The sequence below is a fragment of the bacterium (Candidatus Blackallbacteria) CG13_big_fil_rev_8_21_14_2_50_49_14 genome (assembly GCA_002783405.1).
In the GTDB taxonomy this organism is placed as follows: Bacteria; Cyanobacteriota; Sericytochromatia; order UBA7694; family UBA7694.
This window is the reverse complement of record PFGG01000005.1, coordinates 72,338-92,961: the sequence shown is the minus strand read 5'-3', so window position 1 is coordinate 92,961 and position 20,624 is coordinate 72,338. Positions and strand designations below refer to the sequence as shown.

At 44.9% G+C, this 20,624-nt stretch carries 21 protein-coding genes; 16 read left to right on the top strand and 5 right to left on the bottom strand.

Translation table 11 applies throughout. The features are described from left to right. Positions 1-48 precede the first annotated feature (48 nt). A complete protein-coding gene (locus tag COW20_00815; protein ID PIW51046.1) occupies positions 49-1,356 on the bottom strand; it encodes a hypothetical protein in 1,308 nt (435 codons plus the stop codon). Between the two features lie 192 nt (positions 1,357-1,548). On the opposite strand from COW20_00815, the gene COW20_00810 reads away from it, so the two are divergent. From COW20_00810 to COW20_00770, 9 genes are all read left to right on the top strand, one after another. Beyond that, positions 1,549-3,453, top strand: a complete 1,905-nt coding sequence (locus COW20_00810; GenBank protein ID PIW51045.1) for a hypothetical protein — start codon at positions 1,549-1,551, stop codon at positions 3,451-3,453. Between the two features lie 164 nt (positions 3,454-3,617). Beyond that, positions 3,618-4,085: a hypothetical protein gene (locus COW20_00805; GenBank protein PIW51044.1), complete on the top strand. Its 468-nt coding sequence runs from the start codon at positions 3,618-3,620 to the stop codon at positions 4,083-4,085. Positions 4,086-4,327: 242 nt separating this feature from the next. Next, the gene (locus COW20_00800; protein ID PIW51043.1) at positions 4,328-5,422 is read left to right on the top strand and encodes an ADP-ribosylglycohydrolase family protein; all 1,095 of its coding nucleotides are present in this window, start codon (positions 4,328-4,330) and stop codon (positions 5,420-5,422) included. 91 nt (positions 5,423-5,513) lie between these two features. Then, a complete protein-coding gene (locus COW20_00795) occupies positions 5,514-6,668 on the top strand; it encodes a hypothetical protein (GenBank protein ID PIW51042.1) in 1,155 nt (384 codons plus the stop codon). Further along, a complete protein-coding gene (locus COW20_00790; protein PIW51041.1) occupies positions 6,665-7,741 on the top strand; it encodes a succinyl-diaminopimelate desuccinylase in 1,077 nt (358 codons plus the stop codon). The genes COW20_00795 and COW20_00790 overlap by 4 nt, the downstream gene beginning before the upstream one ends. Positions 7,742-7,877: 136 nt before the next feature. After that, entirely contained in the window at positions 7,878-8,468 is a 591-nt protein-coding gene (locus tag COW20_00785) for a hypothetical protein (protein ID PIW51040.1), read from the top strand. A 97-nt stretch (positions 8,469-8,565) separates the two neighbouring features. After that, the gene (locus COW20_00780; protein PIW51039.1) at positions 8,566-8,916 is read left to right on the top strand and encodes a hypothetical protein; all 351 of its coding nucleotides are present in this window, start codon (positions 8,566-8,568) and stop codon (positions 8,914-8,916) included. Positions 8,917-9,036: 120 nt separating this feature from the next. Continuing rightward, positions 9,037-9,792 carry a hypothetical protein gene (locus tag COW20_00775; GenBank protein ID PIW51038.1) on the top strand — a complete coding sequence of 252 codons (756 nt, stop codon included), beginning with the start codon at positions 9,037-9,039 and terminating at the stop codon, positions 9,790-9,792. Continuing rightward, positions 9,792-10,373: a hypothetical protein gene (locus COW20_00770; protein PIW51037.1), complete on the top strand. Its 582-nt coding sequence runs from the start codon at positions 9,792-9,794 to the stop codon at positions 10,371-10,373. Before COW20_00775 ends, COW20_00770 begins: the two co-directional genes overlap by 1 nt. An 11-nt stretch (positions 10,374-10,384) precedes the next feature. Here the strand turns inward: COW20_00770 and COW20_00765 are convergent, their stop codons facing one another. Further along, entirely contained in the window at positions 10,385-11,752 is a 1,368-nt protein-coding gene (locus COW20_00765; GenBank protein ID PIW51036.1) for a succinate-semialdehyde dehydrogenase, read from the bottom strand. Positions 11,753-11,980: 228 nt separating this feature from the next. On the opposite strand from COW20_00765, the gene COW20_00760 reads away from it, so the two are divergent. Both COW20_00760 and COW20_00755 read left to right on the top strand, forming a co-directional pair. Next, complete coding sequence (locus COW20_00760) at positions 11,981-12,313, top strand: RNA-binding protein (GenBank protein PIW51035.1); 333 nt, start codon at positions 11,981-11,983, stop codon at positions 12,311-12,313. Positions 12,314-12,422: 109 nt separating this feature from the next. Then, positions 12,423-14,312, top strand: a complete 1,890-nt coding sequence (locus COW20_00755; protein ID PIW51034.1) for a hypothetical protein — start codon at positions 12,423-12,425, stop codon at positions 14,310-14,312. A 70-nt stretch (positions 14,313-14,382) separates the two neighbouring features. Here COW20_00755 and COW20_00750 read toward each other — a convergent pair whose 3' ends face one another. Both COW20_00750 and COW20_00745 read right to left on the bottom strand, forming a co-directional pair. After that, positions 14,383-14,745 (bottom strand): hypothetical protein, encoded by a 363-nt coding sequence (locus COW20_00750; protein PIW51033.1) that lies wholly within the window; start codon positions 14,743-14,745, stop codon positions 14,383-14,385. Positions 14,746-14,853: 108 nt separating this feature from the next. Beyond that, the gene (locus COW20_00745; protein ID PIW51032.1) at positions 14,854-15,156 is read right to left on the bottom strand and encodes a hypothetical protein; all 303 of its coding nucleotides are present in this window, start codon (positions 15,154-15,156) and stop codon (positions 14,854-14,856) included. Positions 15,157-15,316: 160 nt separating this feature from the next. Here COW20_00745 and COW20_00740 point away from each other — a divergent pair, with 160 nt between their 5' ends. The 5 genes from COW20_00740 (at position 15,317) to COW20_00720 (ending at position 19,833) form a co-directional block, all read left to right on the top strand. Further along, entirely contained in the window at positions 15,317-16,786 is a 1,470-nt protein-coding gene (locus tag COW20_00740; GenBank protein PIW51054.1) for an aldehyde dehydrogenase, read from the top strand. 86 nt (positions 16,787-16,872) lie between these two features. Continuing rightward, complete coding sequence (locus COW20_00735) at positions 16,873-17,835, top strand: hypothetical protein (GenBank protein ID PIW51031.1); 963 nt, start codon at positions 16,873-16,875, stop codon at positions 17,833-17,835. Between the two features lie 48 nt (positions 17,836-17,883). Continuing rightward, positions 17,884-18,189 (top strand): hypothetical protein, encoded by a 306-nt coding sequence (locus tag COW20_00730; protein PIW51030.1) that lies wholly within the window; start codon positions 17,884-17,886, stop codon positions 18,187-18,189. A 95-nt stretch (positions 18,190-18,284) separates the two neighbouring features. Further along, positions 18,285-18,836 (top strand): hypothetical protein, encoded by a 552-nt coding sequence (locus COW20_00725; GenBank protein PIW51029.1) that lies wholly within the window; start codon positions 18,285-18,287, stop codon positions 18,834-18,836. A gap of 85 nt (positions 18,837-18,921) precedes the next feature. After that, positions 18,922-19,833: a hypothetical protein gene (locus COW20_00720; protein ID PIW51028.1), complete on the top strand. Its 912-nt coding sequence runs from the start codon at positions 18,922-18,924 to the stop codon at positions 19,831-19,833. Between the two features lie 28 nt (positions 19,834-19,861). Here the strand turns inward: COW20_00720 and COW20_00715 are convergent, their stop codons facing one another. Continuing rightward, on the bottom strand, positions 19,862-20,386 hold the full coding sequence (locus COW20_00715; GenBank protein PIW51027.1) for a hypothetical protein: 525 nt from the start codon (positions 20,384-20,386) through the stop codon (positions 19,862-19,864). Positions 20,387-20,624 lie beyond the last annotated feature (238 nt).

Here is a 20,624-nt window from a genome sequence, read left to right as displayed (position 1 = left end):
TCCTGCCTTTGTGATACCAGCAAATCAAAAACTCAGAGATTTGTCAAATCAGGAATCTAAAACGGCCTCCTGGGCGTCCGCAGCGCTTAATTTATGTACTTTCACTTTGAGAATACGAATCCCATCCACGACATCGACAGTCAGTTGTGCATTGCCAATTTGAATACTTTGACCCGACAAAGGGGCTTCACCCAAGGTATTAAAAACCAAGCCCGCGACAGATTGACTGTTGGGTAAATCCAAATCCAGCGCCTCATTGATATCCGATACACTTAAACGGGCGTCTACGAGAATCGTGTGCGTATCGATCACTTCAATCGGGGGTTGCTCATCGTCATCATATTCATCATGAATTTCTCCGACGATTTCTTCGAGGAGATCTTCAATCGTCACCAGGCCAACCGTTCCGCCATATTCATCGGTGACAATAAACATGGGCATACGCTTGCTTTGCATTTGCTTTAAAACAGTATTAATAGGCTGAAATTCGTGTATATGATGAACTTTTCTAACGAATTTACTAACTTGCTGAGAGCCATCTTCACCCTTCAGCTTGGCTCTTACGAGATCCTTCAGATGAACGATCCCTAATATTTGATCCAAATTGTCATGAAAGACGGGCAAGCGCGAATAGCCTTCATCGCTGGCCATCAATTCAAGGACTTCTTCAAGACTGGTTGTATCCTCAATACAAAGCATATCCACGCGTGGCGTCAAAACTGAGCTCGCAGGTGTGTCATCAAAAGTAAATGCAGAATGAACCAAATCTGATTCATCTTTATCTAAAAGTCCCGTGTTTCCGCCAAGATTTACCATTTGCATAATTTCTTCTTCGGTCAGATCGGGCATAATTTGTCCAAAGCGGGCACCCACGCTTTCAAGCATGGGACGGGCAATCCAATTGATCATACTGACAATTGGATTAAAAATCGTCATCAAAATCCGCAAAAGCGGCAACCAGGCATAGACAAAATTTTCACGTTGCCTATTGGCAATCGTCTTGGGTAAAATTTCACCCACAAACAACAATACAGGGGTCGCCAGAAAACTGATGCCAACGACGGCAAGCCAATTGTGAGTGTAGTGAAAAATAAGATAGGCCAAGAGGACAACAAACTGAATATCAGCAAGCCAATCGGCGATCATCAGTGTCAAAAGGGTTTTATGGGGTTGTGTCAATAATTTCAGTAGATAAGCTGAGCGCTTATCGCCATCATCTGCTCTTTTTTGAAGTCTGACTCTGGAGAGCCCTGCAAAGGCTGTCTCGTATGCAGTAACAAAGCCAGAGAGAAAAAGACAGGCCACAATAACGCCAAAGATTGTGAATAAGTGACTACTGTCAGGGTCCAATTTCATTCCTTTCGCGCCATACGCGCACACTAAAATATTCAATTTTTTCAAAAAATGAACATCCAGGATTATAGCATAATCCTTTGTATTTACTCAATTCAAGCACCCCATGCTCCTCCCCCAGCCCATTAATTAAAACCAAAGCGAAAGCTCAAATAACCTGTTAAACTATCTCAAGCGTTCAGGAAATGAGTATATATGCGATTCACCAACTCATGGATTATTCAAACGGTTCAAATCAATCAACCCCTCCTGCGTCAGAATTATCTTCCCTATTCAGTGGGTCTGCTACAGGCTTATGCACAAAAACACGCAAAAAATCCCGGGCATTATACCTTTCTCCCGCCTTTGTTTGAGCGCAAAAGATTGGAGTTAATGCTCCCCCTCTTTCAATTCGTCGATGTGGTCGCTATCAGCACCTACGTCTGGAATTTTCAATATTCAATGGCACTCGCAAAAAATATAAAACGCCTCAAACCTGATGTTTTGATCGTGGCGGGTGGCCCTCAAATCCCGGATCAGGCTTCACAATTTCTGCTAGAGAACCCTTGGATCGATCTCTGTGTACACGGAGAAGGCGAAAAAGTATTCTTGCAGGTGCTTGAAAATTTAAATACACGGGATTGGTCAGGCATTCCGGGCATCAGCTTTCTCAATTCCTCAAATCAGTTTGAAACACATCCCCCTCTACCCAGAGAAAAGAATCTTGAGAGGTTTCCCTCTCCTTATTTAACTCATGTTTTTGATTCTCTGCTACGTTCAAACCCCTGGCAAGAATGGGTAGCACTTTGGGAAACCAACCGGGGCTGCCCCTTTTCATGCAGTTTTTGTGATTGGGGTTCTGCAACCCAAAACAAAGTCAACAGCTTTGATCTTGAGCGCCTGGAAAAAGAAATCGCGTGGTTTTCAAAAAACAAAATCCAATTGGTTTATTGTTGTGATGCAAATTTCGGAATTTTACCCAGAGATATTCACATATCAGAGAAGATAGTTGAATATTTTAAAACAACAAGATATCCAAAATCTTTTTATGTACAAAATACAAAGAATGCAACAGATCGCGCCTTTAATATACAGAAAATTCTCTGTAAGAGCGGTTTGAGTCAAATTGTAACCCTCTCTCTACAAAGTATTTCGCAACAGGCACTCCAAGAAGTTAGACGAGAGAATATCTCGCTGCAAACCTATCGAGATCTTCAGATTCGCTTTCGAAAAGAAGGCATCGCAACCTATACCGATCTCCTGATTGGTCTGCCTGGAGAAACCTATGCCAGTTTTGCCAAGGGCATCTCTCAGGTCATCGAGGAAGGACAGCATCACCAAATCAGATTTTATCCTGTCTATCTATTGCCCAATGCTCCGATTTCAGCTCCTGAGTCTGTTCAGAAATATGCTTTAGAAACTGTCACACAACCTTATCTTGCCCCATTTTCCAGCATCGATGCCTCAGAAGTTATCGAAAAACAAACCATGTTAATCGCCTGTCATTCGTATACGCGCGATGATTGGGTGAAAATGCGGGTCTTGGCTTGGCTCTATGAAATTCTGTATTTTAATCGAAAGCTCTTACAAATCCCCCTTTTGTTGATGCATGGCCTGTGTCAGCTTAGTTTTTTCGATATGCTGGAAGCTTACCTAAAGGAACCACACAGCTCCTTGATTTCAGACCTGATTCAATTTCTCTTTCACAAAGCAAACGCCATTCAGGGAGGCGAAACTGAGCTTTGCCAAGGCCCTATCAGCCCAGGAATACGTGGCTGGCTGAGTGTAGAAGATTTCGTGATTACCGGCATAACTCAGTCTAAGGCTTGGGACTTGTTTTTTCAGGAGCACCAAAGGTGGGCAATTAACTTATTCAAGCAAAGGAATATACCCACTCAGCATCTAAATTGGTTGAACCAGGCTTTTGCTTTGGCAAAAATGCACTTTACAATGCAAATCTCTTCAAGCAGCTCTAAGTTTAGACAAGATTACAATTTGTGGCAGATCTATCAGGGGCTACTACACGCTCAGAATATCGCACTGGAAGAAAAGCCAAGCTGGCTTGAAAAAAGTAAAAAGGGCCCTCCCTTCCAATTTGTTTTAAGTGCCCAAGAACTCTAAATCTTTTCGCAGAAAAGTAACTTTTCTGCGCGTCATCTAAACGTCATTTAGTACAATATTTCTAAATTGTTACTTTTTTGTGACATTTCGACTTGATACCCAAGAAACTTTTGTGTTAAAACATAAAAACTAAAGCTAAGAGTATTCCGTGATGGGAGTTTATTATGAGTCCAGAAATGACCGTTTTTTCAGAACAGGTATCTCAGGAAATGGACGTTCTTTTGCGCCTGTCAGATTTGGTTGTTTGTTCAGCAGCTGAAATCAATGATCCCTATGAAGAACTCATTCGCCTTGAACATGAACGCGAAAAAGTTTTAGCGCTTTTGCCCAGACCAACCGCTCTCAATCAAAATCTACAGAAGCATTTAATACGTTTTATTGAACTGGCGGATTTACAAACAAATTTTGAGATCAAACGCAAAATCCTGCTTTCTCAAAATCAAGATGAATCAGTGGATAATGCCCTAGATCATTTAGAAAAAAAACGCAAAGAAAAAATCAAAAAATTTAATCCCCCGCTCTTAAATCCCTCAGAACAGAAAAAATTAGTTAATCATTTGCTTTTTCATGCGGTGAACTCATATTTTGATAATATTCTTGAAAAAACAAAAATTTCATTGATGACCGCTTAAACTGTTCTAAGCTTGAAAATTTTGCAATCAAAGCTTCTTTAAATTTGCTATCTGTTGTATTTGCAGCAATTGCGCCACCCGTAGGAGTCGGGCCCCATTTCATCTCAAGCATCTCTGAAGTTTCAAGGGGAGAAAAAGCCTGGGGCTGTGTTCAGGGATAAACAATAACCTCGGAATGCTCAGTTTGCTCTTAATCAATGGGCTAGAGTCTAGCCTGCTTTCAAAAATAGTGTCGAGAAGCTATGATAAATTGGATTCATTCAGATCTGTTTGGGGAGAATGCTATGCAAACACGTCAGGACATCGCTGCCTATCAAGCCTGCTTGATAGGCGGTGCGCTGGGAGATGCTTTGGGAGGTCCAATCGAGTTTCAAGATATAGCAGAAATTCGCAAAACCTATGGGGAAGCCGGAATACAGAATTTAGTGGATCCTGAGTTCACAGATGATACCCAAATGACGCTTTTCACAGCAGAGGGCTTGCTCCGCTTTGGCTTACAGAATGATGGACGAGATATCCAGTTAATCACCTTGATCTTCCAGAGCTATCTGAGATGGCTTTATACCCAAGGAGAACCCATTCCGCCCTCTTTAAGAACAGGATTTTTGCTGAAGCAGAAACCCCTCTTCCAACAGAAGGCACCTGGTCAAACCTGCCTGAATGCTTTAAGCAGTGGGAAAATGGGCAGTCGAAACTATGCCCTGAACAACTCAAAGGGCTGTGGCGGGGTGATGCGCGTCGCGCCAATTGGCCTCTATTTTTGGCAAGATCCTGAAAAAGCCTTCCGTCTGGGAGCCGATGCGGCCGCCATCACCCACAGTCACGCCAGCGGCTATCTATCTGCAGGTGCTTATTCTGGCCTGATTGCCTTGCTTGTAGTGGGAAATGAACTTAAAAAATCGCTCTATGAATGTCTTGCGCTTTTAAAAGCCTATCCCAAACATGAGGAAGTCTATTTTGAATTGGATCGAGCCCTTGAAATGCATGCCTCTGGCCTAAAAACCAGCCCTGAACAACTCGCCAAAATGGGGAAAGGTTGGCCAGGTGCAGTCGGAGAAGAAGCACTGGCGATGTCTGTTTTTTGTGCTCTCAATCATACCCAGGATTTTAAACAGGGAGTTTTAGCTGCAGTGAATCATTCAGGTGATTCTGACAGTACGGGCATCTTGACGGGCCAGATTCTGGGGCTTATCAATGGTTTGAATGCCCTGCCTGAGGATTGGAAAAATCGCTTGAAGCAAATAGAATTACTGCAAACCCTTGCAGAAGATTTGTTTAGACTGTCATCCTCTAGTTCATCGCCATCGCTGGAGCTGATCAATCGCTATTTAAGCTAGCTTGTCCAAGGGGATCTTCCTTTTACTTGGTTTTCATAACTTGCCCATGTCACAATACCTCTGTCAATTGTGATTTTAAGGAAGTGCTGCTATGAAATTTAATCCCTATTTGCTGGAAGGCCAAACCTATTTTATTGCTGCGTTAAATGAACGCCTAAATGCGCTGCGGGCGCAGGGCAAGGATATCATCAGTCTGATCATGGGAGATCCGATAGAACCCACCTATCCGAAAGTGCCTGAAGCCGTTATCCAAGCCTTGCAGGCCACCCCCATCTCTCAATATCCTAAAAACAGAGGGGAAAGTGAATATCTTCAAGCTGTATCCAATTGGGCAAAACGCTACTACGACCAAAAATTTGACCCGGCCAAAGAGATTCTGTCTTGCAATGGCACCAAAGAGGCGATCTTCCATCTGCCTTTGCTCTTTGATTGGTCAAACGGTCAAGAAATGTGGATTCCCTCCCTGTCCTATCCCGTTTACGAAGCAGCAGCCCGAACCCTGAATATTCCCTTGCGGCATTTGCCCTTAACAGAAGAAAGTGGTTTTTTACCTGATTTAGATGCTCTCTCAGCTCAAGATTGGGAGAAATGCCAAATATTTTGGATCAATTCTCCTCACAATCCAACCACCGCACTTGCCAGTCAAAGCTATTATCGAAAATTGCTGGGATATGCAGAAAAGTATGGTTTTTTGGTCTGTTCAGACGAATGCTACAATGAGCTCTATTATACTGAGGAGCGCCCGGCCTCCTGTCTTGAAATTGAGAGCCAACAATGGCTTGTACTGCGTTCTTTGTCAAAACGCAGCCACATGACAGGCTACCGAATGGGAGCGATGCTCAGCAGAAATCATGAAATCATTAGACTGCTTGGTAAACTGCGTGAACCCATTGGGGTTGGAACGCCCAGCTTTATTCAAAAAGGGGGAATTGCGGCCTGGAATGATGATCAACATCCCCGAGATTTTGCTGAAAGCTATCGCAAAAAACGCGATTTGCTGACTCAGGCCCTTGAGCAAATGGGTTGCAAGGTTTTTGGGGCTCAGGCAGGATTCTATCTTTGGTTCAATCACCCAGACTTTAAAACCTCTGAAGCTTTGATTGAAGCCTTTATCAAGCTTGGGCTTTTACTCACCCCTGGAACGGCATTTGGTCAGGATGGAGAAGGCTATGTACGTATGATCTATTGTGTTACAGATCAGCTTACCGAAGAAATTGCCAGAAGAATTCGCAATTTTCAAGTATGAATCTGATTGAATGGCTTGAATATCTGCTGGTTACACCTTCTGCAACCTTTCAGGAACAAAAACTGGTTACTGAGATCAGGGATAAATTTCAAAAAATTCTGCCTGAAATGAAGATATTGGAATCCAAGGATTCCCTGATCCTGAATTTGCCTTGGCAAACCGGAAAACCGCATCTAGCCCTGGTGGGGCATTCCGATACTGTGCCCGAATGGTTTTTACCCAGAGTAGAGCAAGACAAAATATATGGTTCAGGGGCTTCGGATATGAAAGGAGCTTTGGCCAGCTATTTTTATTTACTTGAAAAATATGGCACTCAGCTTACCCAAAATTTTAATCTCTCTGTCATTTTATATGCGCGTGAAGAAATGACCCCCTTGGTACAGAATGGGCTTTATGATTTAATTCAAGTCTTTCCCGATTACTTTACAAGCCTGGATCTGGCCATCGTCGGGGAACCCACTGATTTAACACTCCAAATAGGCTGTGTTGGCAGCATTCATGCCAGGGTCACGATACCAGGTCAAGCTTGTCATTCCGCCCGTCCCTGGAATGGCAGCAATGCCATCTACAATGCCTTGCCCTTTATTCAGAAAATCTCAGAATTCAAACCTCGGGCCCAAAAAATATTTAGTGTTGAATTTTTTGATATTTTGCAGATTACTGAAAGCCAGTCGGAACCCGGTAGAACTTCCCTACCGGGCTGGTGGACTGCCAATCTCAATTACCGTTTTGCACCTGTTCATAGCCTGACAGCAGCAGAAGCAGAACTTTTAGAATGGCTCTTGGAAGCGGGGGCCTTGGAAGAAAATATCCAATGGCTGGACAGTGTGGACGCTGGCGCAGTGATTCAAACTCCCCTTTTTGAAAAACTGATTCAAACGCTTGATCTTAAAATCAAAGCCAAACAAGCCTGGACAGATGTTGCCCAACTCAGTGCAAGAGGTATTTCTGCGCTTAATTTTGGACCGGGTCTGACAAGTCAGGCACACCAAAAAAATGAATATCTGCTCATTTCTGATTTAGAGACCTACACACTTTCACTTGAAAATCTGCTCTTCAATTTTAGGCATTAACGCTACAGCCTACGATATATTCTGATCCTTTTATATATCGTAAGTTGAGCTGTGACCAAATTCGTAGCTTTGGAAGTTCAGTCTCGCTTATGATAAAAATGCTTGTGTTTTGAATTCCTGTCAGAGGTAATGTTTTGTGAAAGCCATCTCTCGATTTCTTGAACATCTTCAATATTTGGGCTATGAAACCCATGATTATTTAGAATTGCTAAAAAGCGAAATAGAGACTGGCCTTGACGAACTCGAACAAGAAATTGAGATAGAACTCTTGGATCAAGAGGGTTTAGAAGAAGAGCAACTTGTTTATCTGGCGGAGCAAGATGATGCAACCCCATCAGAAATCATGATCCTGATCTTTCAAAAAACTCAAAAAATTGTCTTTCGCGTCAATATGGATGCAGAGAAAAGCAGATTAAGCAAAGAAAACATGCTTGAGGTTTTTAATACGCTCAATGATGCAGTGAGGGGCGCACCCAAAATTTTCTACGATCCAGATCGCGATGAAATTGGTATAGAAACGGTTTGGTTTGGCGATTTCTACCGCCAAAGACTCTTCGAGCGGTTCTTCGCTGAACTCAAAGAATTCTGTGAATTGGCATTGATTAAAATATTCATTGAGCCTGAAGAAAATTTTAAAGAACAAGCAGAAAGACTTGAACGTTTGTTTCAAATTGAGTATGAACCAGGGGATGAAAATTCAGAAGAAAATGATCAAGACCCATCTTGACAAAAGATTATGATTTAGTTAAGATGGTGTTAATAAAGGTTAATCGCAAGTTAATTGTTCGCGCAAAAGCGAGCCCTTGCCGGAGTTTTGGATTTATATGAAAACATTAATTACACTTCTTTCTTCTCTTTTGATTGTTTCAAGTTTAAGCGCCTGTCAGTCTGGTTCCAGCGCTCTCCCCCTCACCTCTGTTGTACGTTTACAGGCCCAGGCCTCCAGCCGCGTTGTTTATCACGTTGTTCCCGACGCCAAGTCAGGAACCTGGCTGATTAAACGTGAGGGCATCGCACAAGCGGTTGGCAGCTTCCGTACCAAAGAAGAAGCCGTAGCAGCAGGCCGCGCCTTCGGTCGTTCCCATGCTTTGGGTCAATTGATTGTACACAAAGCCAATGGCCAAATCGAAATCGAATATACCTATGGAAACGATCCCGCCCATACAGTTGGCTAAAAATTATTTCTGATTGAAAAACAGCTCCCTGAATCAGGGGGCTGTTTTTTTATCTGCTTTCGCGAAAGTCAAGCTCAGCTGAAGATTGACAAAATTGTGAACATAGTTCATTATTTAAACATGATTCACAATATAAACTCACCCCGCAGCCTACGCAAACGGGAACAAAAACGCGAACTGATCATCCAAACAGCGCTTGAATTGATTTTAGAGGCGGGTCTGGCGGGTTTTACCATGCACAAACTTGCTGAAAAAATGGATTATGCAGTGGGTGCACTCTACAGGTATTTCAAATCAAAGGATACACTCTTGGCAGCCATGCAAAGACAAATTCTTTCAGAATTTAGCCAATGTTTTATTCAGACAGATCTACTCTGCAAAGAGCAATATCAAGATTTCTCGCAAAAAGAACTGGCATTGCAGAGAATCTGGCTGGCGGTTGAAATCTATTTAAATTTAAAAAAACAGGCCCCGTCAAAATTTTATCTCTTGCATGAAATGATCGTCAGTCCCCAAGAAATTCTCAGTCTTCAGGAAGGCCTGCTGGTCATGAAAGAGGCTCTGCCCCTGCTTCGCCATCTTCAGGAATTATTAACTTTCGCCACTGAAACCAAAGCGTTTAGAGAAGGAAACGCGAATCAACGCAGTCTTTTGCTTTGGTCCTCAGTCCAGGGCTTGCTGCCACTTGAAAAATTAGGCAGATTTGTACCTGGCTACCCCTTTGAAAGCCTACAAACAGCTCTGCTTGAAACCCTGTTTAGCGCTTGGGGAGCCAGCGAATCCAGTCTAAAAAAAGTCAAAATTGAAAACCAAAAATTTATCAAATCGATTGGGTTTCTATCTCAATTTTCAACCCTTTCAGAAGGAGCCTCTTGATGTTGTTCTCATTTCTGGCCACGAGCCTGGCAGGTATCTTGAGTTGGAGTTTTACAGAGTTTGCCCTGCACTATTGGGTAGGCCACAAGGCCAAAGGTAAGAACGCATTTTCAAAAGAGCATTTACAGCACCATGCTGAAAAAGACTATTTTGCCCCCCCCCTCAAAAAGTGGCTTTTGGCACTGCCGTCCTTAGCCTTTGCTGGAATTCTCTCCTACTCCCTCTTGGGTAGCGTCTATGGGGCTTTGTATACGCTGAGTTTTGGCATGGCCTGGCTGAGTTATGAAAGCCTACATTACAGACTCCATACGGTGGCTCCTCGCGGACCCCTGAGTCGGTTTCTCAGACTTCATCATTTTTATCACCATTTTCAAAATCCTTGGAAAAATCATGGCGTCACCTCACCCATCTGGGATTTTGCCTTTGGAACCTGGCAGCCCGTTCAGGGGCCAGTTCAAGTGCCCGCAAGCCATGCCATGGATTGGCTTTTGGATCAGCAAGGAAAAGTGCATTCGGCCTATTGCCAAGATTATCAGTTACGTGAATCAAAACGTCAAAATGCCGAAACAGGGACTGTATAGGAAAATTCGGCTCATTTTATAAAAACGGTTTTGATATTCATAAACTCTTTTAAGCCCAAATCAGAGAGTTCACGTCCATAGCCACTCTCTTTGATTCCGCCAAAGGGCAAACGGGGATCTGAAGCGACAAAGGCATTTACAAAACAGGCACCCGCTTCAAGCGAATGGGCTGCAATCTGCTCTGCGCGCTCAAGATCCTGGCTAAATACCGCAGCCCCTAAACCATAGGCAGAGCGGTTGGCCAAATCAATCGCCTCGGCTTCATCTTTGACAGGAACAATCGCAGCGACGGGGCCGAAGAGTTCCTCTTCAAAGGCCACCATACCGGGTTTGACATCGGTTAAAACCGTTGGGGGATAATAAAATCCTTCTCCCTGTGGTAATTCGCCGCCCAGGAGGCAGCGTGCCCCCTGTGAAATACTGGTTTTCACCTGACGCACCAACTCATCTCTCAGGTCTTGACGTGCCTGGGGGCCCACCGTGGTAGCCTCTTGTCGGGGGTCTCCCATCACAGCCTTCGACATGGCTTCCACCAAATAGGTTTCAAATTGCTCACGAACCGACTCCACCACCAAAAATCGTTTAGCGGCAATACAACTTTGTCCCGAATTGATCAGACGACTGCTGGCACAGATTTGAGCGGCTTGGTGCAAATCAGCATCTTCCAAGATCAGATAGGGATCACTGCCTCCCAGCTCAAGCACTGTCTTTTTTAGAACCGCTCCGGCTTGAGCAGCAACGGCTTTGCCTGCGCGCGTACTGCCTGTCAAGGTAACTGCTTGAATGACCGGATTTTCGATCACAGCAGCCACCGCCTCATTTTGGAGCAAGAGTTGGCTAAAGACCCCTTTGGGAAAACCCGCCTGCTGAAAAATCTCTTCGATCGCAATGGAACACCCAGGTACATTGGGAGCGTGCTTTAAGACCCCCACATTGCCCCCCATCAAGGCTGGAGCAGCAAAACGAAAGACCTGCCAGAGGGGAAAATTCCAGGGCATAATCGCCAATACAGGCCCCAAAGGGTTATAACAAATATATGATTTGCGGCCGCCTGCTTCTATTTCAACGGGGCTGAGCATGGCTTCAGCCTGTTCTGCATAATATTCGCAGACCCAAGCACATTTTTCGGCCTCGCCACGGCCCGCTTGAATCGGCTTACCCATTTCAAGCGCCATCAGCTCAGCCAGGAAATCTTTTTTTTCACGTAAGATTTGCGCTGCTCGCTTCATTTTTATTGCACGGGTATGAAAATCTGTTTCTTTCCAATCTTTCCAGGCTTCAAAAGCTTGATTTAAAAGAGTTTTCACCTGATCTGGAGTATGTTCAGAATAGGTTTGAATCGGTCTGCCCGTCGTCGGGTTGATACTTTGCAGAGACATAATAATCCTCCAAATCAGCAGAAATTAACAGAATAAAACAGTATAGCCTGAAAATGCAGTGCTGAAGGCAAGAATTCCATTCCACTTGAAAAATTGGTAAAAAATTGGTTAAAATTAATTATTGCTGATTGAATTTCAATCCGATGTTTTTTTTCACAGACGCATGTCGTTATATTTCATTTTTCTATGCGACATGAAATTCTGAACTGTCCCAGAAAGGAATCTTGAATGAGATTATTTGTTTCCAATTTGCCCCTTAAAACCAGAGACCATGATTTACGGCGTTTATTTTCACCCTATGGTCGTGTCGTTAAAGCCTGGATCGTCGAAGACGAAACCACCCGCGAAAGCAGAGGTTTTGGTTTTGTAGAAATGGATCTGGTAGATGCCCGTGACGCCATGCGTGAACTGGATCGCTCCTGGTTTCAGGAAAGCCGGATTTACGTTCAAAAATCACGTTTTATGCCCAGCCGCCGGCGGGAGTCAACAGAACCCTTCAAAAGACCTGAACAGGATGCTCCACGCGAGTACCAGTCTCAGGAAAGCAATTCCGGCTCCTAATTACTTTCAAGAAAAAAAGTATTTCATTTTGGCAAGTCAGGGTCTCAGCGCATAGATTTATGCGATAATTAAAACCTTTAATTCTTTGTGTAAATGCAGGACTGAAACGATGCTCGAACTTACGAATCTGACCCTGGAATTTGCTGACCGGATATTATTTCAAGGTGTAAATTTCCAACTTTTTCCTGGCCATTGTTATGGCTTGGTAGGGGCCAATGGCACAGGGAAATCAACACTTCTCAAAATTCTCACGGGTCAGACGCAAGAATACAGTGGTCAACTGAACTGGCCCAAACACGCAAAAATTGGCTATTTGCGCCAGGATCACTTTGCCTTTGAAAATACCCGGATTCTGGATACGGTCATTCAGGGCCGCCCGCAATTGTGGGAAGCCCGACTGCTTCAAGATGAACTTTCGCGCAAATCCCATATGGATCTCGCAGATGCCGAACGCTACGCTGAAGCAGAGGATATGATTATCCAAAATGAAGGCTACAGTGCAGAGGCAGATGCCGCTCGGTTGCTGGATGGCTTGGGGATTCCCTCTGAATTGCAGGAGCAACCGCTTAAAACGCTGTCTGGGGGCTATAAACTCAGGGTTTTGATGGCGCAATTGCTTTTCAGCAACCCAGAAATTCTGCTGCTTGACGAACCGACCAATCACTTGGATATCTTCTCAATTAAGTGGTTGGAAGAATATCTCAGAAGCTTTCCAGGTCTTTTGATTGTGGTCTCTCATGACCGTGACTTTTTAAACGCCATTTGCAGCCATATTCTGGATATCGATTTTGGAACCGTCAGACTGTATACCGGAAATTATGATGAATTTTTGGCTGCCAAACAATTGGCGCATGATCAGACAGAACGCGCGATTGCCAATCAGGAAAAAAAGAAAGAAGAAATGCAGGCTTTTATTTCTCGATTTAAAGCCAAAGCATCCTGGGCTTCACAAGCCCAATCCAGAGTCAAAAAACTCGAAAAAATGGAAGATATTGAGATTCTTCCCAGTTCAAGAAGATATCCCAGTTTTGAGTTCAAACCCTCGGTGACCTCAGGCAAAATTCCCCTTTCAGCTCAGGGTTTGCAAAAATCGTTTGGCGACAAACAAGTCATACGCAACCTCGATTTTGAAATAGATCGGGGCGATCGGGTCGCCATTATTGGCCCCAATGGCGTGGGTAAATCAACGCTCTTGAAAATCTTAATGCAAGAGTTAGAGCCTGATGCAGGAACTGTAACTTGGGGTCATGAAGCCCACGCCGGTTATTTTCCACAGGATTACCACGATCTGCTGAAAGGCGAACAAACCTGTTTCGACTGGCTTTATAGCTTTGATGCCACCGCCCCGGTTGGACAGATCAGAAACCTCTTGGGAAGAATGCTCTTTTCTGGAGATGATGTAAAGAACAAACTCTCTATCCTGAGCGGTGGCGAAGCTACCCGCTTGATCTTCGCAAAACTGATGCTTGAACCGAGCAATGTCTTGGTGCTTGATGAACCCACCAACCATTTGGACTTGGAAGCCATCGACATGTTAACAGAAGCCTTGGCGCAATATACAGGCACTCTGCTTTTGGTCAGTCACAACCGCTATTTTGTTTCCCGTGTTGCCACCCGGATATTGGAAATCAAAGCAGATGGCTATCTTGATTACAAAGGCACTTACGCTGAATATCTTGAAAAATTTGGCACGGATCATTTAAGCAGAGATGTTTCCTTAAAGGATCGCGGGGTACTGAGCAAGCAGGTTGAAGTCACTCAAAAAGAAGCAAAACCAGCACTCACCGGCAAAGCTGCCTACGAAGCTCAAAAAGCATTGAAGCGAAAACGCCAGCAGCTTGAGAAAAAATTGCCGCAGTTACAAGAAGCCTGTCAGAACTTAGAAGCTCTGATCGCTCAAGCCGTCGCAGGCAGTCACCGCGAAGAGCTTGAAGCCGAATATGAAACTGCGCTGATGAAATGGCGGGAAGCTGAAACTGAACTCGAAAATCTGCAATAGATGAATTGCGATTAATGCGATTAATTGAAAAGGGCCGACATAAAGCCAGCCCTTTTCATTTGATGATTGTTTAGGAGCCCGCAGTCAAAGCGCCATGGCCACTTAATTGGGCTTGCATCTCTCGTGCAGACATCGTATAGGCTTGTCCATTGACAGAGACTGAAACACTGGGGCCACCATTTCCAAAGAGATTGCCCATGTCTTCGTTCTTGGTGGCACTCGCCAGGGCCATTTTCATGGCATCTACTTGATCTGGTCGCAAATATACCGTGGGCCCTTCATCACCAAATTTCAGGGGAACGCTGAAATCATTGCTTTTATCGCCATTGATTCCCAGCGTTTTGGTTTCTAAGGGTGCCGAATTGGCCTCATAGGTTTTGGTGGCATTGCCAAGATTGCCAACATTGCCGATTTTTACATTTAAATTGCCCATTTTAGATCCATGTTTCCCTTCACAAATAGTCTGTCTTTTTTATACCGCAAAAATGCTCTGAAAAATCAAAATCCAGCCTTTAAATTCTAAAGAATTGTAAAATATGCGCTATTTGCGGTGCGTGAGATCAAATGAAACTTGGTTGCCCTCAAAGTGCGCCTCAGCAATACGCTTGACCATCACTCCGTCCTGCTGCAAAATTTCAAGTTCCTTTTTCTGACTCGGGGTTAAACTGGAGGCAAGAGCCATTAATTCCACCCGATTCTGAGCCAGAGGAATTTCCATAAAAACCACCGGCGTATTGCCAGCTGCTTTTAGAATTTGTGCTTTGGCAGCCTCAAGATCCTTGTTCTCGATCACATATTTTAAAACCGTATCATTACAAGATTTTTCTGGTTTTGCCTGGGCCATGGTCCGCTCCTGGGTATTAATGCGATGAACAGTTTTCACCGTCCAGCAAAAATTATCATAGCATGCCGTGATGCCCATATGGACAAGCCTTGCACCCCAAGGTAGGATGATTGAGTGTTCTGGATCACAAAATTTTTACCACAGCAGAGAGGGCAAAACCATGAAGTTCTATCCGATGTATTTGGGGGGCGAATTTACCCAGGGTTCAGGTTCTCAAAAAATGGATATTCTGAACCCTGCCGATGGTCAATTGATTGCACAGGTACCCCAGGCAAACCGCAAAGATATGCAAGCTGCAATTTCAGCAGCCAGGGAAGCTTTTGACAAAGGCCCCTGGAAAGAATCGACAGGGATTCAAAGAGCGACTGTTCTTTTCAAGATTGCAGCCGCACTCCGGGAACAAGCTGATCATTTGGCTGAATTGGAAACCTTGAATATGGGCAAACCGATCTTTGAATCGGAATATGATCTCGCAGACGCAGCCACTTGCTTTGAGTATTTTGGCGGCTGGGCCACCAAAATCTATGGCGAAGTCAATCCCGTACCCGACAATGCCGTCAGCATGACCTTGAAAGAGCCCGTGGGTGTCTGCGGTTTAATCGTGCCCTGGAACTACCCCCTGCTGATGGCGGCCTGGAAGTTGGCCCCTGCGCTTGCAGCAGGCTGTACCATGGTTTTAAAACCAGCTGAAACCACTCCCTTAAGCGTATTGGAACTTGCCAAAATTTTGGATTCGATTGAAGAACTGCCCAAAGGGGTGGTCAATATTGTTACGGGTTTAGGCGAAGAAGTCGGCGCAGAACTTGCAGAGAACCCCCAGGTAGACAAAATCGCCTTCACAGGCTCAACAGAAGTCGGGCGTTTGATCATGAAAGCCGCTGCCGATAGCAACCTGAAAAAAGTCACGCTTGAACTGGGGGGGAAATCTCCCAATATATTTTTCGAAGATGCGGATTTTGAAGCCGCCGTTGAAAATGCACTTTTTGCCTGTTTCGTAAATCAAGGTGAGGTTTGTTCAGCGGGTTCTCGCATTCTGGTACAACGCAGTATCTACGATCAATTTTTGGAAGCCATGATCGCCAAAACCCAAACCATTCAAGTTGGGCCCGGTATCAACCGAGAGAATAAACTCGGTGCCCTGGTCAGCGAAGAGCATTTAAACCGGGTTTTGGGCTATATCGAAAAGGGCAAAGCAGAAGGGGCTCGCTTGGTTTGTGGCGGTGAGCGTTTAGGTGATAGTTTGCAAACTGGTTATTTTCTAACCCCCACGATTTTTGCTGATGTCAAGAACAGCATGACGATTGCCCAGGAAGAAATTTTCGGCCCTGTGGCCTGCGTAATTCCTTTTGACAGCGAAGAAGAAGCAATCGCGATTGCAAATGAAACAAATTTTGGCCTGGCGGGTGCCGTCTGGACACGGGATATTTTCCGCGCATTTCGCGTAGTGAAAGCTGTCAAAGCAGGCATACTCTGGGTTAACCATATGCAACCGACCTATTGTGAAGCCCCCTGGGGTGGCTATAAACAAAGCGGTACAGGCCGTGAACTGGGAAAATATGGCGTTGAAAATTTTATAGAATCAAAACAGGTGCATATCAATCTCAATCAAGGCCCCATGGGCTGGTATTGATCCAGAGGGGCCTCGTTCGAATCGAAAGGGGCCCCTTCTGTATTTCAAAATATTGATCAACCCGATCTGCTGAAGGAGTGAGACTGATGGGGAGTTCGCTTTGGATTTTGCCCGCCTTTATAACCTTGTTTCTGTATGGCATCGGCCAGGGACTTGTTAAAAAATGGAGTGAAGATGTCCCACCGGCAAAGTTTTGCCTGTATTTGATTCTTGCACGTACGGTAGTCAATTTAGGTTATTACCTGACACAACCCCACCCAGCCACCTTTATAGCTGAGGGCTTGGGGTTTATGTTGACGGGAATTTTGGCCTATCTTTTGGATGGGCTGGGTTGGATCCTCTACTTTGAATCGATTGTTCTGGGGCCGATTACGATTGTCGGAACACTTTCTGCAGCTTACCCCGCCCTGACCTTGCTCTTTGCACAAATTTTTCTGAAAGAAAGTTTGGTGAGCCAGCAGTATATGGGGGTTGCCATGGTTATTTTTGGATGCCTCGGGCTCTCCTATTCTCCTCCTGACAATGAAGGCAAAACCACCAACAAACGCTGGATTCCCCTGGCTTTAACAGCATTGACCTGTTGGGGAGCGGCTCAGACGCTCTTGAGATATTCCTATTCCTTTCCCCTGGCAAGTGAATCGAATATGGCTGTTTATGCAACCCTTGGTGGCATGATGACCCTGGGTCTGTATGGCCTGTTAAAAGGCCAGCGGTCAAAATCTAGAGAAGAGGAAGCCCTTCCACGAACTCCCTTTCTTCACTCATTTTTGCCCATGGCCATGATGGCGGGTGGAGATTTGGGCGTGATTATCGCCTCAAGCACAGGCCCGGCCTCACTGGTTGCGCCGATTACAGGAGCCTATCCGCTTGTAACCCTGGGGTTTGCAGCCATGATCCTGAAGGAGCATATTTCAAAATTGCAATGGGCCTGCCTCTTGATCCTTCTGAGCGGAATCGGCTTCAGTACCCTTGTCGCTGAACCCTCTGAGAAACCCCTTGTACCGACCTCGGCCTCACCCCACCCACAGGAAATTTTGCCAAAACCCTGATTCGGTTGCTAATGATAAAATCGAGCCACAAAGGAATTGCTTAAAAAAATGCCTGAATTTAGAAAATTCTCAACGGCTTCCAGCCAATCATTGGCTTCAAAGGCGAATGAAAGCAGTGCGGGTGCGCCCCCTTCAAGCACTCTCTCTCAGTTGAAATCTCAATCAGAAGCTTTGCAAAACAAGCCAAAAGCCATTTTGCCATTGCCCGATCTTGAAAAAAGCAAGGCTAAAATTGAGGCCTTCACCCCTGTGCAGTTCAAAGCGATGGCAGAAAAATATCCGCAGCCTGAGGGCCTTCAAGTGATACTGAAAGGCTTGAAAAGCCCGCCTTCCAGACCCAATACGGGGTCTTAAAATCACTCCTCTTGGGGGGAGGTACAGCGCAGATCCTGAGTTTTAATCATGTGTCAGATGGTATAAACAGTTCAATATCGCCCAAGAGGTAGACCATGAAAGTTCTTGCAGCCTTGCTTTTAGCCTTCGGAATCCTGCATTCGAATCCAGCATGTGCCCAATCTGAATTAGAGACCGTTTCCGAACTTGATATCAAACTTTTTGCGGGTCTTTGGTTTGAAGTGGCCAGTTATCCGGCGCCGTTTCAAAGCCCTGATTGTAGTGGAACCACAGCCAGTTATACTTTCAATCCTAACGGTGAAGTGAAAGTCTGGAACCAGTGTTACCTCACCCAGAAAAGAAAATTGGAAACGATTGAAGGCCGAGCGTGGGTTCCCAATCCTCTCGAGCCAGGCAAGCTAAAGGTCAGCTTTTTTGCCCCTCTTTCTGCGGATTATTGGGTTATTGCCCTAGACTCTGCGTATCGTTATGCCGTGATTGGCCACCCCAGCCGGAAATTTCTTTGGATACTCAGTCGCTCCCCCGAAATGGACGAGCAGACATATTCCGTAATTTTAGAACGGGTTGCGACAAAAGGGTATGATCTAGCCAAAATACGCAGGACACCCTCGCTTGCACAAGCCTTGTTTCACCAAAAGTTTTACTAAAAATAATCAAGACTTAATATTATCTTAAGTCAGTTTTTTCGCGCTTTTCGGATAACTCCATTAACAAACTGCTGATGAAACACCTATGGGAAATATTGCAACAAACTATACTGAGCTGACACGTCTTCACCGCAGCGGTGAATTGCTCAAACCTACCGTTTCAGAAAAAAAACTATCAGAAACAGATCTCAAAGCGCTTCAAGAGGCAAAAGCAACCACGACAAAAGTCTTATCAAGTGGTATTGCTGGTGATGACGCAAAATCAGCCACCAGTACCGTTGCAAAAATCGAACAAATCAGCCGCCTCAGCCAGGGGGATGTAAATGCTGTTAATTTAAAAGCAGCTGTTGATATTGGGGAACAATTGACCCGTGGCCAGGTACAACAGGTCTTGGGAAATGTGAGTGCTCCCTTGGGTGCGATTGCTTCTGTCGAAACTTTTTCAAACTCGCTTGATCAATCACTCAAAAATCCCAATCCGCAAAATTTGAAAACCCTAATGAACTCTACAAAAGGTGCCACCAGCAGTGTGGGACAAATCAGTAAACTTCTGGTTGAACATACCGGTGAAGCAGGACGTTTATTGGCGCGCGGGTCGCAAACCCTGGGCAAAGTCAGTTCAGTCCTTAATGTGGGCATCGCAGCCATGGATCTGGCCATTGCAGGTCAGGATATTCATCATTTCTGGCAGGATCCAAACCTCAAAAGTTTTACAAAAATGGGCTTGGGAATGGTCGCTGCCAGCGCTTCCGTAATTTCTGCAGCCAAAGTTCCTGGGATTGGTGGAAAAGCCATGTTGGTTGCAGCCTTGGCAGATGCAGGAAAAATGAGTTTGGATGTCGATTGGGGAACGGTCACCAAATCGGTGGGAACAGCCGTTGTCGATTTTTCAACACAGCAGGCCCAAAAGATGAAACAAGATCTGCTCGAATCCCGCTTACCCAGCTCAGGAGATCCCCATTTTAAACGCATGGTGGTTCTCTCTCCTTTGAACTAAGTCTCTCTAGAGGTTTGAGAGACTCACTCTATTGAGCTTGGTTGGGCTTGGATCGGGATTCAGCGAAAGAAATTTTACCCAGACTTGCCGAAGCAATGGCATAGAGATCTTCTCGCGCAACAGTCCCGCCTTTAAACTTAAGATCTGCGAACTTTTGATCGCTGCTGATGACCGTCAGGCCAGCGGGAATCACACCTGTTACAGGATTCTCAAGTCGGTTGATAATGGCCTTGTCGAAGCTGACTGCCGAAATCAGTTCAGACAGATTCAAGATCTTATCGGGCACAGGCGCCCCTTGACGATCCACCACCCTTAACTGATATACGTCATAAGACTCATGGGGGAAATGCAGCATTTCTCCATAAATATGATTCAGTTCAGGGGCTCCCGTCGTGCGAATGACCAGCTCGGCCCCTGGTTTAGAATTTGCAAGCTGGGCTGCCTGCTGGGCATTGACACCCTTTGCCAGGGGTCTGCCTATTTGAATATAATCTTCGCGATCAAAGAGCCCGGTATCGTGAATGCCAATCCGCAGAGCTGAAATCGAGGGCATTAGTCGCTCACTTAATATTTTCTTAATATCTCCAGCATAACATTCACGAGATACGAAATCAATAAAATTCTTGAGAACTCAAACGTTTACTTGAAAATCAATCCTTTATTTGCTATATTTAGAAAATCTAATTTTGCAATCACAGGATAATTTATTAAGTAATTTAATATTGATTTCTTCCCAGATTCAATACGAAAGTTCCGAAAGCTTACTGAAATCTGCATCACAAGGGGATCCC

Bases quoted from the DNA above. Each gene is read 5' to 3' on its own strand.
- COW20_00810 (PIW51045.1), top strand. From the start codon at position 1,549: ATGCGATTCACCAACTCATGGATTATTCAAACGGTTCAAATCAATCAA.
- COW20_00790 (PIW51041.1), top strand. From the start codon at position 6,665: ATGAATCTGATTGAATGGCTTGAATATCTGCTGGTTACACCTTCTGCA.
- COW20_00745 (PIW51032.1), bottom strand. From the start codon at position 15,156: ATGGCCCAGGCAAAACCAGAAAAATCTTGTAATGATACGGTTTTAAAA.
- COW20_00805 (PIW51044.1), top strand. From the start codon at position 3,618: ATGAGTCCAGAAATGACCGTTTTTTCAGAACAGGTATCTCAGGAAATG.
- COW20_00760 (PIW51035.1), top strand. From the start codon at position 11,981: ATGAGATTATTTGTTTCCAATTTGCCCCTTAAAACCAGAGACCATGAT.
- COW20_00740 (PIW51054.1), top strand. From the start codon at position 15,317: ATGAAGTTCTATCCGATGTATTTGGGGGGCGAATTTACCCAGGGTTCA.
- COW20_00720 (PIW51028.1), top strand. From the start codon at position 18,922: ATGGGAAATATTGCAACAAACTATACTGAGCTGACACGTCTTCACCGC.
- COW20_00750 (PIW51033.1), bottom strand. From the start codon at position 14,745: ATGGGCAATTTAAATGTAAAAATCGGCAATGTTGGCAATCTTGGCAAT.
- COW20_00780 (PIW51039.1), top strand. From the start codon at position 8,566: ATGAAAACATTAATTACACTTCTTTCTTCTCTTTTGATTGTTTCAAGT.
- COW20_00795 (PIW51042.1), top strand. From the start codon at position 5,514: ATGAAATTTAATCCCTATTTGCTGGAAGGCCAAACCTATTTTATTGCT.
- COW20_00755 (PIW51034.1), top strand. From the start codon at position 12,423: ATGCTCGAACTTACGAATCTGACCCTGGAATTTGCTGACCGGATATTA.
- COW20_00735 (PIW51031.1), top strand. From the start codon at position 16,873: ATGGGGAGTTCGCTTTGGATTTTGCCCGCCTTTATAACCTTGTTTCTG.
- COW20_00800 (PIW51043.1), top strand. From the start codon at position 4,328: ATGATAAATTGGATTCATTCAGATCTGTTTGGGGAGAATGCTATGCAA.
- COW20_00715 (PIW51027.1), bottom strand. From the start codon at position 20,386: ATGCCCTCGATTTCAGCTCTGCGGATTGGCATTCACGATACCGGGCTC.
- COW20_00730 (PIW51030.1), top strand. From the start codon at position 17,884: ATGCCTGAATTTAGAAAATTCTCAACGGCTTCCAGCCAATCATTGGCT.
- COW20_00770 (PIW51037.1), top strand. From the start codon at position 9,792: ATGTTGTTCTCATTTCTGGCCACGAGCCTGGCAGGTATCTTGAGTTGG.
- COW20_00815 (PIW51046.1), bottom strand. From the start codon at position 1,356: ATGAAATTGGACCCTGACAGTAGTCACTTATTCACAATCTTTGGCGTT.
- COW20_00765 (PIW51036.1), bottom strand. From the start codon at position 11,752: ATGTCTCTGCAAAGTATCAACCCGACGACGGGCAGACCGATTCAAACC.
- COW20_00775 (PIW51038.1), top strand. From the start codon at position 9,037: ATGATTCACAATATAAACTCACCCCGCAGCCTACGCAAACGGGAACAA.
- COW20_00725 (PIW51029.1), top strand. From the start codon at position 18,285: ATGAAAGTTCTTGCAGCCTTGCTTTTAGCCTTCGGAATCCTGCATTCG.